General features: G+C 71.4%; 14 protein-coding genes. 13 read left to right on the plus strand and 1 reads right to left on the minus strand.

The features are described from left to right. Window positions 1-82: 82 nt before the first annotated feature. The 4 genes from P3T35_RS08865 (at window position 83) to P3T35_RS08880 (ending at window position 3430) form a co-directional block, all read left to right on the plus strand. On the plus strand, window positions 83-475 hold the full coding sequence (locus P3T35_RS08865) for a DUF393 domain-containing protein (protein ID WP_101383761.1): 393 nt from the start codon (window positions 83-85) through the stop codon (window positions 473-475). A 169-nt stretch (window positions 476-644) separates the two neighbouring features. Beyond that, the gene (gene pgsA, locus P3T35_RS08870) at window positions 645-1292 is read left to right on the plus strand and encodes a phosphatidylinositol phosphate synthase (RefSeq protein WP_101385477.1); all 648 of its coding nucleotides are present in this window, start codon (window positions 645-647) and stop codon (window positions 1290-1292) included. Window positions 1293-1331: 39 nt separating this feature from the next. Beyond that, a complete protein-coding gene (locus P3T35_RS08875; protein ID WP_101385478.1) occupies window positions 1332-2270 on the plus strand; it encodes a phosphatidylinositol mannoside acyltransferase in 939 nt (312 codons plus the stop codon). Then, window positions 2267-3430, plus strand: a complete 1164-nt coding sequence (locus P3T35_RS08880) for a glycosyltransferase family 4 protein (RefSeq protein WP_101383762.1) — start codon at window positions 2267-2269, stop codon at window positions 3428-3430. The genes P3T35_RS08875 and P3T35_RS08880 overlap by 4 nt, the downstream gene beginning before the upstream one ends. A 70-nt stretch (window positions 3431-3500) precedes the next feature. On the opposite strand, the gene P3T35_RS08885 is transcribed toward P3T35_RS08880, so the two are convergent. Beyond that, window positions 3501-4421 carry a hypothetical protein gene (locus tag P3T35_RS08885; RefSeq protein WP_101383763.1) on the minus strand — a complete coding sequence of 307 codons (921 nt, stop codon included), beginning with the start codon at window positions 4419-4421 and terminating at the stop codon, window positions 3501-3503. Window positions 4422-4553: 132 nt separating this feature from the next. On the opposite strand from P3T35_RS08885, the gene P3T35_RS08890 reads away from it, so the two are divergent. From P3T35_RS08890 to secD, 9 genes are all read left to right on the plus strand, one after another. Then, the gene (locus tag P3T35_RS08890) at window positions 4554-5099 is read left to right on the plus strand and encodes a hypothetical protein (RefSeq protein WP_101385479.1); all 546 of its coding nucleotides are present in this window, start codon (window positions 4554-4556) and stop codon (window positions 5097-5099) included. Window positions 5100-5229: 130 nt separating this feature from the next. After that, the gene (gene pdxS / locus P3T35_RS08895; RefSeq protein WP_101383764.1) at window positions 5230-6144 is read left to right on the plus strand and encodes a pyridoxal 5'-phosphate synthase lyase subunit PdxS; all 915 of its coding nucleotides are present in this window, start codon (window positions 5230-5232) and stop codon (window positions 6142-6144) included. A 95-nt stretch (window positions 6145-6239) separates the two neighbouring features. Continuing rightward, complete coding sequence (gene pdxT, locus P3T35_RS08900; RefSeq protein WP_101383765.1) at window positions 6240-6866, plus strand: pyridoxal 5'-phosphate synthase glutaminase subunit PdxT; 627 nt, start codon at window positions 6240-6242, stop codon at window positions 6864-6866. A 79-nt stretch (window positions 6867-6945) separates the two neighbouring features. Then, entirely contained in the window at window positions 6946-7710 is a 765-nt protein-coding gene (locus P3T35_RS08905; protein ID WP_101383766.1) for a YebC/PmpR family DNA-binding transcriptional regulator, read from the plus strand. A 118-nt stretch (window positions 7711-7828) separates the two neighbouring features. Beyond that, on the plus strand, window positions 7829-8377 hold the full coding sequence (ruvC, locus tag P3T35_RS08910; protein ID WP_101383767.1) for a crossover junction endodeoxyribonuclease RuvC: 549 nt from the start codon (window positions 7829-7831) through the stop codon (window positions 8375-8377). Beyond that, entirely contained in the window at window positions 8374-8988 is a 615-nt protein-coding gene (ruvA, locus tag P3T35_RS08915; protein ID WP_101383768.1) for a Holliday junction branch migration protein RuvA, read from the plus strand. Before ruvC ends, ruvA begins: the two co-directional genes overlap by 4 nt. Window positions 8989-9037: 49 nt before the next feature. Further along, window positions 9038-10141, plus strand: coding sequence for a Holliday junction branch migration DNA helicase RuvB (ruvB, locus tag P3T35_RS08920; protein ID WP_101383769.1), 1104 nt, complete (start codon window positions 9038-9040; stop codon window positions 10139-10141). A 161-nt stretch (window positions 10142-10302) separates the two neighbouring features. Continuing rightward, window positions 10303-10722 (plus strand): preprotein translocase subunit YajC, encoded by a 420-nt coding sequence (gene yajC, locus P3T35_RS08925; protein WP_101383770.1) that lies wholly within the window; start codon window positions 10303-10305, stop codon window positions 10720-10722. A gap of 219 nt (window positions 10723-10941) precedes the next feature. Further along, window positions 10942-12654: a protein translocase subunit SecD gene (secD, locus tag P3T35_RS08930; protein ID WP_101385480.1), complete on the plus strand. Its 1713-nt coding sequence runs from the start codon at window positions 10942-10944 to the stop codon at window positions 12652-12654. Window position 12655 lies beyond the last annotated feature (1 nt).

A 12655-nucleotide genomic window follows, 5' to 3' on the forward strand; every position in this document is an offset into this window, starting at 1 on the left:
CGTCACCTGGCGGTGACGGTTTCCGCCAGGATTCATTCCCCGGGGCGACCGGCTTCGATCCAGGTGGGAAGGGATCAGTCAGATGAGCTTTTCGGAACCGGTGTTGGTCTTCGACGGGGACTGCGCGTTCTGCAGCACCTGTGAGCGGGCCGCCGATCGGTGGCTGCGCGGATCGCGGGCCGGTGGGTGGATGGCCGAGCCGTTCCAGTTCGCCGATCTGGCCGCGCTGGGGGTGACCGAGGAGCGGGCGGTCCGCGAGGTGTTGTGGATCACTCCGGCGGGGGATGTGTACGGCGGCGCGCAGGCGGTGGCGAAGCTGCTGCTGCGCGCCGGGGGCGGCTGGGCCTACCTGGGCGGGGTGCTCCGGTTGGCGCCGGTGCGGCCGGTGGCGGCGGTGGTCTACCGCTGGGTGGCGGCCAACCGGCACCGGATGCCGGGCGGTACCCCGGCCTGTGCGCTGCCGCGCCGCGGTTGAGGCGCACGCGCGGTCGCCCCGCCGATCATGACCGGGGCGGCCCAGCGGTGTCGTCGGGCTGGATACCATGGGTCACGCCGGGTGGGCTGATCCGCCCGGCCGCCCGGCGCGCCGCTGACGGCCGCCGGTGCTCGAACTCGGTAGTGAGATCGGAGCGGTCGGGAAGGCCATGCTCAACAAATACGCGCGTGCCTTCTTCACACGTGTTCTGACCCCGTTCGCCGCGCTGCTGCTGCGCTGGGGGGTGAGCCCGGACGCGGTGACCCTGATCGGCACGGCCGGGTCGGTGGCGGGCGCGCTGGTGTTCTTCCCGCGCGGGGAGTTCTTCTGGGGCACGGTCACCGTCACCCTGTTCATCTTCTCGGACCTGGTGGACGGGAACATGGCCCGGCAGGCGGGCACCTCCAACAAGTGGGGGGCGTTCCTGGACTCGACGCTGGACCGGGTGGCGGACGCGGCGATCTTCGGCGGCCTGGCGCTCTGGTACTCGGGTTCGGGCAACAACAACCTGCTGTGCGCGGTGGCGGTGTTCTGCCTGGCGAGCGGGCAGGTGGTCTCGTACACCAAGGCACGGGCCGAGAGCCTGGGGTTGCCGTGTGACGTGTCGGGGCTGGTGGAGCGGGCCGAGCGGCTGGTGATCAGCCTGGTGGCGGCCGGTTTCGCGGGCCTGCACAAGTTCGGGGTGCCGTACATCGAGTGGCTGCTGCCGATCGCGCTCTGGCTGGTCGCGGCGGGCAGCCTGGTGACGGTGCTGCAGCGGATGCTGACGGTGCGGCGGGAGGCCTTCGAGGCGGCCGCAGCTGGTCGGGAGGGCTGACGGGTGGCCGAGGTGTCCAAGGCGGAGCGGGCCCCGCAGCTGCGGGAGCGGTTGGTCGACGGTGGGTTCGCGGCGGGCTGGGCGGTGCTGAAGGTGCTGCCCGAGCCGCTGGTGAAGCGGCTGGGCGACGGGCTGGCGGACTTCACCTGGCGGCGGCAGGGCAAGGGGGTGCGGCAGCTGGAGGCGAACCTGGCCCGGGTCCGGCCGCAGGCCTCGCTCCTGGAGCTGCGGGAGCTGTCCCGGGCCGGCATGCGGTCCTACCTGCGCTACTGGATGGAGGCGTTCCGGCTGCCGGCCTGGAACGACCGCAAGATCGCCGACAGCGTGCGGGTGGATGGCATCGAGCACCTGGTCACTGCGATGGAGGCGAACCGGGGGGCGGTCCTGGCGCTGCCGCACATGGCCAACTGGGATCTGGCCGGCGTCTGGGTGGTGCGGCACCTCGGCTACAAGTTCACCACCGTGGCGGAGCGGCTGAAGCCGGAGTCGCTGTTCCACCGGTTCATGGCCTACCGCGAGGGCCTGGGCATGGAGGTGCTGGCGCTGACCGGCAGCGACATGTCGGTGATCGCGACGCTGGCGAAGCGGCTGCGGGCGGGCAAGCTGGTCTGCCTGATCGGCGACCGGGACCTGTCGGAGGCCGGCCTGCCGGTGCGCTTCTTCGGTGAGGCCGCCCGGATGCCCGCCGGCCCGGCGGCGCTGGCGCAGCGGACCGGGGCGGCGCTGCTGCCGGTCTCACTCTGGTACGAGGGCCCGGTGATGCGGGCCCGGATCCACCCGCCGATCGAGGTGCCGCAGGGCGCGGACCGCCAGGCGCAGAAGGCCGAGATGACGCAGGCGATGGCCGACATCTGGGCCGCCGAGATCGCCGCGCACCCGCAGGACTGGCACATGCTGCAGAAGTTCTGGGTGGCCGACCTGCCGCGCCGGCCCAAGCCGTCCGCGGCGCCCGAGGCGGCGGGGGAGGCCGCGTCGTGAGGATCGGGATCGTCTGCCCGTACGACTGGGACGTGCCCGGCGGGGTGCAGTTCCACATCCGCGATCTGGCCGAGCACCTGATCGAGTTGGGGCACAAGGTCTCGGTGCTGGCGCCGGCGGAGGACGACTCGCGGTTGCCGTCCTACGTGGTGTCGGCCGGCCGGGCGGTGGCGGTGCCGTACAACGGGTCGGTGGCCCGGCTGAGCTTCGGGATCATCTCGGCGACCCGGGTGCGGCGCTGGCTGCGCGACGGCGAGTTCGACATCCTGCACGTGCACGAGCCGGCTTCGCCGAGCCTGTCGATGCTGGCGGGCTGGGCGGCGACCGGCCCGATGGTGGCGACCTTCCACACCTCCAACCCGCGCTCCCGGGTGATGATCGCGGCCTCGCCGATCCTGCAGCCGATCTTCGAGAAGATCAACGCCCGGGTCGCGGTCAGCGAGTACGCCCGGCGCACCTTGGTCGAGCACCTGGGCGGTGACGCGGTGGTGATCCCGAACGGGGTGGACGTCGAGTTCTTCGCCGAGGCCCAGCCGGAGCCGCGCTGGCAGTCCGGCCGGACCATCGGGTTCATCGGGCGGATCAACGAGCCGCGCAAGGGCCTGCCGGTGCTGCTGTCGGCGCTGCCGGAGATCCTGGCGGCGCATCCGGACGTGCGGCTGCTGGTGGCCGGCAAGGGCGACGAGGCGGAGGCCGCCGCCTCGCTGGCACCCGAGGTGCGGGACCGGGTGGAGTTCCTCGGCATGGTGAGCGACGAGGAGAAGGCCCGGCTGCTGCGCAGCGTGGACCTGTACGTGGCGCCGAACACCGGCGGCGAGAGCTTCGGGATCATCCTGGTGGAGGCGATGTCGGCGGCGGCCGCGGTGCTGGCCAGCGATCTGGACGCGTTCGCGCAGGTGCTGGACGGCGGGCGGGCCGGGGAGCTGTTCCCGGTGGGCGACGCGGCGGCGCTGGCCCGGGCGGCGGTGCGGCTGCTGGACGATCCGGTCCGGCTCGCCGAGCTGCGGACGGCGGCCTCGGAGCATGTGACGCGGTTCGACTGGTCGGTCGTGGGGGCGGACATCCTGGCGGTCTACGAGACGGTGGCGGACGGGATGGCCGGCACCGTGGGCGCCGCGCCGAAGGTGCGCGAGGACGACCGCAGTTCGCGCTTCACGTGAACCGGACGCAGCGGCCCGGCCCGGGATTGCCTAATCCCGGGCCGGGCCGCTGGCGTTGCGTCGAGTCAGGTCAGGCCAGGTGGACCACCTTGTGCATGCCGAGGAAGGCGTGCGGCACACCGGTCTTGTCGTCGGGGACGAAGCAGAGCAGCACGTAGTCGCCGGGCGGCAGCTTGTCGGGGTGCACCACCGCGTCGTGATCGGGGGAGATGGCGCCCATGCCGACCGGCGGGCCGGTGAACGGCGCGGGCGGGTTCTGGCCGCTGGCGATGGCGTTGAAGTACGCCTGGATCTGGTCGTCGGTGGTGCCGGGGACGACCGGCTGGATCTCCATCTCGTGCAGCTCGGTGGCGGCGTTGTGGACGAAGAACGCGCCGCCTGCGCTGTCGACGTTCTCGGTCTGGAACCGCGGGCCGTCCGGGGTGTCCTTCTGGATGACGATCTCGTGCGGGAAGTGCGGGATGTGGAAGCCCGCGTCCTCGCAGAGGTCGATCTCCTTGACCGGCGGCGGCGTGGTCGGGTGGGCCAGGAAGGCCGTGAAGTCGAGCAGGTAGATCGGGCCGGGCTTGATGTCCTCGGTGACGATCATCGGAATGCTGGGCGTGGTCAGCGCGCCGCCGAGCGCCTCGGCCTCGTTGGTGACCGCGGTGATCCCGGCGGCGGCGGTGGGCCCGTCGTGGCTGACGGCGTTGGCGAGGTCCTTGAGGACCTGGTCGATGGTGACGCCGGCGTGCGGGCGGAAGATCTGCAGCTGGCGGCCGTTCGGATCGTCGGTGGCGACCCGGAAGGTGACGGTGCCGCCGGGATGCTCGTCGGGTGCCTCGACGACTCCGGAGGTGCTGAGTTTGACGTTGACGACGAACCCCTTGTGGCCGGGTGCGTCGGCGTGTGCGGCGACGGCGCCGCCGAGCGCGGTGGCGAAGGCGAGCGCGGCGACGGCGGCACTCCGCACGCCACTGATCGCGCCGCGGCGGAGCAGAGCGGTGCTCATGCGGATCCTCTCTTCTTCTCTGTGACCCCTCTCACAGATCATCAGATTGACGGATCATCAGCCAGGCGCCATCCGGGCGAACCGCCCCGGATGGCGTAGCGGCGTGTGGGCGGCCGGGTAGCGTGGCCCCTCGTGACTGACTGGATCTGGGCCGGTGTGGCCGTGGTGCTGTTCGCCGTCTATCTGAGCTGGACGGCCGGGCGGCTGGACCGCCTGCACACGCGGCTGGACACCGCCCGGGCGGCGCTGGACGCCCAGCTGCTGCGCCGGGCCTCGGTGGCGCAGGAGCTGGCCACCTCCTCGCTGCTCGACCCGGCCGCCTCGATCCTGCTCTACGAGGCCTCGCACGCGGCCCGGCAGGCCGATGAGGAGCACCGCGAGGTGGCGGAGAGCGAGCTCAGCCAGGCGCTGCGCGCGGTCTTCGGCGAGCCGGTCCAGGTGGCGGAGCTGCGCGCGGTGCCGGGCGGCGAGGAGGTGCTGCGCGATCTGACCTCGGCGATCCGCCGGGTGCCGATGGCCAGGCGGTTCCACAACGACGCGGTGCGGGCGGCCCGTGCCCTGCGCACGCACCGGATCGTCCGCTACTTCCGGCTGGCCGGCCGGGCACCGTTCCCGATGGCCTTCGAGATGGACGACGAGGCCCCCGCGGCCCTGGTGCCGCAAGGTTCGCCCGCGTAGTGTCGGTCACTACCGGCCTCTTTGTAAGGTTGCAGAGGTGCGGCCTGGACTGGGTGGCACATCAACACGCCGAGTGAACCGCCTACCATAGGGCGATAGCACACCGGTTCGTCTTCGAGTGAGGTCTTACGTGTCCACCAGCACTCCCGCTTCCGCCGACCAGCCGCAGATCGGTACCGCCCGGGTCAAGCGCGGCATGGCCGAGCAGCTCAAGGGCGGTGTGATCATGGACGTGGTCAACGCCGAGCAGGCCAAGATCGCGGAGGATGCCGGTGCCGTCGCCGTCATGGCGCTGGAGCGGGTCCCCGCCGACATCCGCAAGGACGGCGGCGTGGCCCGGATGTCCGACCCGGACATGATCGAGGGCATCATCAACGCCGTCTCGATCCCGGTCATGGCCAAGTCCCGCATCGGCCACTTCGTCGAGGCCCAGGTCCTGCAGGCGCTCGGCGTCGACTACATCGACGAGTCCGAGGTCCTCACCCCGGCCGACGAGGTCAACCACTCCGACAAGTGGGCCTTCACCACCCCGTTCGTCTGCGGTGCCACCAACCTCGGTGAGGCGCTGCGCCGGATCGCCGAGGGCGCGGCCATGATCCGCTCCAAGGGCGAGGCCGGCACCGGCAACGTGGTCGAGGCCGTTCGCCACATGCGCCAGATCAACGCCGACATCCGCCGCCTCACCACCCTGGACGAGAACGAGCTCTACGTCGCGGCCAAGAACCTGCAGGCCCCGTACGAGCTGGTCAAGGAGGTCGCGCAGCTGGGCAAGCTCCCGGTCGTGCTGTTCTCCGCCGGTGGCGTGGCCACCCCGGCCGACGCCGCGCTGATGATGCAGCTGGGCGCCGAGGGCGTCTTCGTCGGCTCGGGCATCTTCAAGTCCGGCGACCCGGCCAAGCGCGCCGCCGCCGTCGTCAAGGCCACCACCTTCTTCGACGACCCGAAGATCATCGCGGACGTCTCCCGCGGTCTGGGTGAGGCCATGGTCGGCATCAACTGCGACACCCTGCCGGAGACCGAGCGCTACGCCAACCGCGGCTGGTAACCAGCCCGCGCTCCGTCGGCCCGTCGCGCGCACCCACGGCGCGACGGGCCGCCCTGCTTTCCCTCAGCCCTACTGAGTAGAAGAGGTAGTCACCCTTGTCCACCAGCATCCCCACCATCGGCGTCCTGGCCCTGCAGGGCGACGTCCGCGAGCACCAGATAGCGCTCGCCGAGGCTGACGCGCTGGCCCGCCCGGTCCGCCGGGCCGAGGAGCTGGCCGAGGTCGACGGCCTGGTGATCCCCGGTGGCGAGTCCACCACCATGTCCAACCTGGCGCTGGCCTTCGACCTGATGGAGCCGCTGCGGGCCCGGGTGGCGGCGGGCATGCCGGTCTACGGCTCCTGCGCGGGCATGATCATGCTGGCCGACAAGATCCTGGACGGCCGGGACGACCAGCAGACCGTCGGCGGCATCGACATGGTGGTGCGCCGCAACGCGTTCGGTCGGCAGAACGAGTCCTTCGAGTCGGAGATCGCCTTCCAGGGCTTCGAGGACGAGCCGGTGCACGGCGTCTTCATCCGCGCCCCCTGGGTGGAGTCGGTCGGCGCGAGCGTCGAGGTGCTGGCCGAGCTGCCGGCCGCCGACGGTGCCGAGTCCCGCATCGTGGCGGTGCGCCAGGGCAACCTGCTGGCTACCTCCTTCCACCCGGAGCTGACGGGTGATCACCGGGTGCACGCGCTCTTCGTGCGGATGGTCGAGGAAGCGGTCCGCGCCCGGGCCTGACCGGTGCCGGTAGCGCTGCCCCGACACCGGTAAGATCTCCCCTGTTTCATTTCCCGTTGGCGACGTAAAGGAGCTGGTGATGTCCGGCCACTCTAAGTGGGCTACCACCAAGCACAAGAAGGCCGTGATCGACGCCAAGCGCGGCAAGCTCTTCGCCAAGATGATCAAGAACATCGAGGTGGCGGCGAAGACCGGCGGGCCCGACCCGTCCGGCAACCCGACGCTCTACGACGCCATCCAGAAGGCCAAGAAGAGCTCCGTCCCGATCGACAACATCAACCGCGCCGTCAAGCGCGGTGGCGGTCTCGAGGCCGGCGGCGCCGACTACTCCACGATCATGTACGAGGGTTACGGCCCGAACGGCGTCGCGGTGCTGATCGAGTGCCTCACCGACAACCGCAACCGCGCCGCCTCCGACGTGCGCGTCGCGATGACCCGCAACGGCGGCTCGATGGCGGACCCGGGCTCGGTCTCCTACCTGTTCTCCCGCAAGGGCCAGGTGATCGTCCCCAAGGCCGACGGCGTGGACGAGGACAAGGTGCTCGAGGTCGTGCTCGAGGCCGGTCTGGACGTCGAGGAGGTCAACGACCTCGGCGACACCCTGGAGGTGCTCTCCGAGGCCTCCGACCTGGTCGCGGTCCGCTCCGCGCTGGTCGACGCCGGTCTGGACTACGACTCGGCCGAGGCCAACTTCGTGCCCAGCATGCAGGTCGAGCTGGACATCGACGGGGCCCGCAAGATCCTCAAGCTGATCGACGCCCTCGAGGACAGCGACGACGTGCAGAACGTCTTCGCCAACTTCGACATCCCGGACGAGGTCGGCGCGCAGCTCGACGCCGAGTGACGAGCTGACGGTCCTTCCGGCCCGGTGGTCCCCGACGGACCGCCGGGCCGGTGTCGTTGTGCGGCCTGTCAGTGCCGTTCGTTAGGGTCTGAGCAGGCATGAACTGAAGGGCGGGAGTGTGCGGGTACTGGGCGTGGACCCGGGGCTGACCAGGTGCGGGGTCGGGGTGGTCGAGGGCGCGCCGGGCCGCCCGCTGCGGATGCTGGGGGTGGGCGTGGTGCGCACCCCCGCCGAGGACGAGGTGCCGCGCCGGCTGCTCGCCATCGAAGACGGCCTGGAGCGCTGGCTCGATGAGCACCGCCCCGACCTGGTCGCCATCGAGCGGGTCTTCGCCCAGCACAATGTGAGCACCGTGATGGGCACCGCGCAGGCCAGCGCGGTCGCCATGCTGTGCGCCACCCGGCGCGGGCTGCCGGTGGTGCTGCACACGCCCAGCGAGGTCAAGGCCGCCGTCACCGGGTCGGGCCGGGCCGACAAGGCCCAGGTCACCGCCATGGTCACCAGGCTGCTGCGGCTCGCCGAACCGCCCAAGCCCGCCGACGCGGCGGACGCGCTGGCGCTGGCGATCTGCCATATCTGGCGCGGCAGTGCCAACGGCCGGATAGCCGCGGCCCTGGCCAACCGCACCACCCCTCCCACCAACGTTCGCAAGGAGTACCGCCCGTGATCGCGTTCGTCCAGGGCCCGGTGGCGGCCCTCACGCCCGGGCTGGCCGTGGTGGAGGTCGGCGGGGTCGGCATGGCGGTGCAGTGCACCCCGACCACCCTCGCCACCCTGCGCCTCGGCGAGCCGGCCCGGCTCGCCACCTCGCTGGTGGTCCGGGAGGACTCGCTCACCCTCTACGGCTTCGCCGACGACGACGAGCGGGCCACCTTCGAGGTGCTGCAGGCCGCCCCCGGGGTCGGCCCGCGACTGGCGCAGGCGATGCTCGGGGTGCACAGCCCCGAGGCGCTGCGGGTCGCGGTCGCGCAGGGCGACGAGCGTGCGCTGATCAAGGTGCCCGGGATCGGCAAGGCCAAGGCCGCCAAGCTGCTGCTGGAGTACAAGGACAAGCTGGGCGCCCCGCACGGCACCGTGCCCACCCAGCACGCCCCGGTCGCCGCCGCGCCCGCGCCGTGGAGCGAGCAGCTGCACGCCGCGCTGGTCGGCCTCGGCTACGCGCCGCGCGAGGCGGACGAGGCGGTGGCCGCGGTCACCCCGGAGGCCGAGGCCCAGCAGCGCACCGATGTCGGCGCCCTGTTGAAGTCCGCGCTGCGCAGCCTCAGCAAGGCCCGCTGAAAAAGCGATCTGAGCATTCGTCAATGTGTCGACATGGAGCCGCATTCCGATGACCCCGTATGACTCCGACCCCGCGGACCGCCTGGTGGGCGCCGTCGCCGATGACGCGGAGCAGGCGGTGGAGGCGGCGCTGCGCCCCAAGCTGCTCGACGAGTTCATCGGCCAGGAGCGGGTCCGTGAGCAGCTGTCGCTGGTGCTGCGGGCCGCCCGCAAGCGGGGCGCCGCTCCGGACCACGTGCTGCTCTCCGGCCCGCCCGGGCTCGGCAAGACCACCCTGTCGATGATCATCGCGGCCGAGCTGAACGCGCCGATCCGGATCACCTCCGGGCCGGCCATCCAGCACGCCGGCGACCTGGCGGCGATCCTCTCCTCGCTCACCGAGGGCGAAGTGCTCTTCCTCGACGAGATCCACCGGATGTCGCGGCCCGCCGAGGAGATGCTCTACATGGCGATGGAGGACTACCGGGTCGATGTGATCGTCGGCAAGGGCCCCGGCGCCACCGCGATCCCGCTGGAGCTGCCGCCGTTCACCCTGGTCGGCGCGACCACCCGGGCCGGCCTGCTGCCCCCGCCGCTGCGCGACCGGTTCGGCTTCACCGGCCACATGGAGTTCTACGCCCCCGCCGAGCTGCAGCAAGTGGTGCACCGCTCGGCCGCGCTGCTCGACGTGGAGATCGACCCGGCCGGTGCCGCCGAGATCGCCGGCCGCTCCCGGGGCACCCCGCGGATCGCCAACCGGCTGCTGCGCCGGGTGCGCGACTACGCCCAGGTCGAGCACGACGGGGTGGTCGACCAGCGGATCGCGGCCCGCGCGCTGCAGGTCTACGAGGTGGACGAGCGTGGTCTGGACCGGCTGGACCGGGCCGTGCTGGACGCGCTGCTGCGGTTGTTCGGCGGCGGGCCGGTCGGTCTGTCGACGCTCGCGGTCGCGGTGGGGGAGGAGGCGGAGACGGTCGAGGAAGTGGCCGAGCCGTTCCTGGTCCGCGAGGGCCTGCTGGCCCGGACCCCGCGCGGGCGGATCGCCACCGTCGCCGCCTGGCAGCACCTGGGCCTGACCCCGCCGGTCCAGCCGCTGGGGGGACGCGGCGCGGTACCGGGACAGCAGCAGTTCCTCGGGGAGGACCGAGCCGCCGGAGGCGGCACGCAGAACTGACCTTGTCACAGACTCGCCACCTTTGGCGGCAGGATGCGATGCTTGGCGTTGTCCGATCTCAGCGGGTCTCCTAGACTTCGCCGGACCGTCCCGCCTTGCCTGGCGGGCCGACCACGCCACTGGCCAGCCCATCGGCCGGGCAATAGAAGGACTTTTCTGCTGTGAGCCTCATCATCCTCGTCCTCCCGATCGCCGTGATGTTCCTGCTGTTCCGGTCGCAGAAGAAGCGCCAGCAGCAGTCCCAGCACATGCAGTCGAGCATGGAGCCGGGCGCCGCGGTCCGCACCATCGGTGGCATGTACGCCACCGTGAAGTCGATCGGTGACTCCACCGTCGAGCTGGAGATTGCCCCGGGTGTCTTCACCCACTTCGCCAAGAGCGCGGTTGCGGCGGTGATCGACGCCCAGGAGTACGACGAGATCATCAACGGCCGTCCCGCCGAGGACGAGGCCGCGGCGGCCGACGAGGCCGATGACACCGAGGCCGTCGCCGACGCGGTCGTCACGGACGAGGCCGCCGAGGAGGCTGCGGAGGAGAGCGTCAGCCTGGAGAAGGCCGGCGACCAGGCCGCAGCCAAGTAGCACCACCACCCCTCGCAGCACCGACGGGCTGCACCACTTCACGGTTGTCCGCGACCGGCTCCGCCCACCTGCCCGGATGGCAGGCGGGCGGCGCTGATCAGCGGCATGGGACAGGGAGAAACGAGCAAGGTGGCAACACCCAAGTCGCGTCCGCGCGACGGTTATCCGGGGCGGGCTCTGGCCCTCATCCTGGTGGTCACCGTCGCATTGGTCGCCCTCATGTTCGGGACGGGCCACAGGACGCCTCGCCTCGGGATCGATCTCGCCGGTGGCACCAGCATCACGCTGACCGCCAGCTCCAAGGACAAGAACGCGATCAACCAGTCCAACATGGACATCGCGGTCGGGATCATCCAGAAGCGGGTCAACGCCTTCGGTGTCTCCGAGGCTGAGGTGCAGACCCAGGGGAACAGCAACATCATTGTCAACATCCCCAAGGGCACCAACAGCCAGCAGGCCGCCGAGCAGGTCGGAACCACGGCCAAGCTCTACTTCCGCCCGGTGCTGGCGCTCGCGCCGACCGGTGTCCAGGTGCCGCCGGCCAGCCCCAGCGCCAACCCCTCGGGCAGCGCTTCCCCGAGCGGCAGCGCCTCGCCGAGCGCGAGTGGCAGTGCCAGCGCCTCCGCCAGCGGCAGCGCCTCCCCGAGCGCCAGCGCCACCAAGGCCGGCCGGGCCGTCTCCGACGCCCTGAAGGCCGCCGACCCGTCCGCTGCCGCTTCCGGCTCCGGCTCGGCCGCCCCGTCGGCCGCCGCCTCGGGCTCGGCCGCCGCCAGCGCTCCGGCCCAGCCGCCGGTGCCGACCACCCCGACCGAGGGCACCGTCCCGCCGGAGCTGCAGCAGCAGTTCGCCGCGCTCGACTGCTCGCAGGCGGGCCAGCGCCAGGACTACCAGACCGACGAGACCAAGAACGCGGTCGCCTGCTCCTACGACGCCGAGCAGAAGGTCTGGTACAAGTTCGCCCTCGGCCCGGTCGCGGTCAAGGGTGCCGACGTCTCCAAGGCCCAGGCCGGCTACGACACCCAGCGCGCCCAGGGTTGGGAGGTCCAGCTGACCTTCAACGACAAGGGCTCCAAGGACTTCGCCACCACCACCGGCACCCTGGCCGGCATGCAGGCGCCGGCCAACCAGTTCGCCATCGTGCTGGACGGCAAGGTCGTCTCGCACCCCTACGTGCAGCAGTCGATCACCGGCGGCAACGCGGTGATCTCCGGCTCCTTCACCCAGGAGCAGGCCAGCAGCCTGTCCAACGTGCTCAGCTACGGCGCGCTGCCGCTGGACTTCACCAAGAGCGACGTCACCACGGTCTCGGCCGCGCTCGGTGGCGACCAGCTGCACGCGGGCATGCTGGCCGGCGCGATCGGCCTGGCCCTGGTGGTGCTCTACTCGCTGGTCTACTACCGCGGCCTGGGCCTGGTCTCGATCGCCGGTCTGGTGGTCTCCGCCGTCCTGACCTACTCGATCATGACGCTGCTCGGTGCCAGCATCGGCTTCGCGCTCGACCTGCCGGCGGTCTGCGGTGCCATCGTGGCGATCGGTATCACAGCGGACTCGTTCATCGTCTACTTCGAACGGATCCGCGACGAGGTCCGCGAGGGCGCCCAGCTGCGCCCGGCCGTGCAGCGTGCCTGGCCGCGGGCCCGGCGCACCATCCTGGTCTCGGACTTCGTCTCGTTCCTGTGTGCCGCGGTGCTCTACGTCGTGTCGGTCGGCAAGGTCCAGGGCTTCGCGTTCACGCTGGGCCTGACCACCCTGCTGGACGTCGTGGTGATCTTCCTCTTCACCAAGCCGCTGATCACCCTGCTGGCCCGGCGGAAGTTCTTCGCCAACGGCCACCCGTGGTCCGGCCTCGACCCGAAGCGCCTGGGCGCCCGCCCGCCGCTGCGCAGCAGCCGTCGTCGCACCACCACCTCCGCCGCCGTCAAGGAGGCCTGAC

Source organism: Kitasatospora sp. GP30 (assembly GCF_029892145.1).
Taxonomy (GTDB): Bacteria; Actinomycetota; Actinomycetes; order Streptomycetales; family Streptomycetaceae; genus Kitasatospora; species Kitasatospora acidiphila.